The 486-nt window shown below is 56.9% G+C and carries 1 pseudogene; it reads left to right on the forward strand.

Features of this window, described 5'->3' with window-relative positions:
* A pseudogene (locus FDX22_RS32755) lies at window positions 1-486 on the forward strand (hypothetical protein); the annotation flags it as partial.

Raw genomic sequence — 486 nt, forward strand, 5'->3', positions numbered from 1 at the left:
AGGCGCGACCGAAGGCAATCTGGTGATTACCGACTCGTGGCCGGGTCAGGCGAGAACGTTGTTTGGCGATCACGAACGCTTTGAGCAAACCTACTTCTCTACCTTCAAGAATATGTACTTCAGCGGCGACGGCGCGCGTCGTGACGAAGACGGCTACTACTGGATAACAGGACGCGTGGACGACGTGCTGAACGTTTCCGGCCACCGTCTGGGGACGGCTGAAATCGAGTCGGCGCTGGTGTCGCATCCGAAGATTGCCGAAGCCGCGGTAGTGGGTATTCCGCATAATATTAAAGGCCNCTGGTGTCGCATCCAAAGATTGCCGAAGCCGCCGTGGTCGGCATTCCACATAGTATTAAAGGCCAGGCCATTTACGCCTACGTCACGCTGAATCACGGCGAAGAGCCGTCACCTGAGTTGTACGCCGAGGTGCGCAACTGGGTACGAAAAGAAATTGGCCCGTTAGCAACGCCAGACGTGCTGCAC

Source organism: Citrobacter sp. TBCS-14 (genome assembly GCF_005280805.1).
Taxonomy (GTDB): domain Bacteria; phylum Pseudomonadota; class Gammaproteobacteria; order Enterobacterales; family Enterobacteriaceae; genus Citrobacter; species Citrobacter gillenii.